At 60.3% G+C, this 257-nt stretch carries 1 pseudogene; it reads right to left on the bottom strand.

Annotated features, from left to right (window positions below):
• Positions 1-257 (bottom strand): annotated as a pseudogene (locus tag ACPYOM_RS22975) (hypothetical protein); the annotation flags it as partial.

Raw genomic sequence — 257 nt, forward strand, 5'->3', positions numbered from 1 at the left:
TTCCCAGCGCACCTTGCCCATCCAGCCGCCACCGACTTCAAACAGGCCGGACGTTTCCTGGCACTGTTCACTGGCCAGGTACACCACCAGTGGGCTGACCAGTTCCGGTTTCAGCTGTTCGAACACCTGCGGCGGGATCAGGCCTTCGGTCATGCGCGTGCCGCCAGTAGGCGCGATGGCATTGACCAGAATATTGTTCTTGCGACCTTCGATGGCCAGGGTACGGGTCAAGCCGTAGAGACCGAGTTTGGCCATAC

It is taken from the genome of Monashia sp. HAY1-2A, from assembly GCF_056755315.1.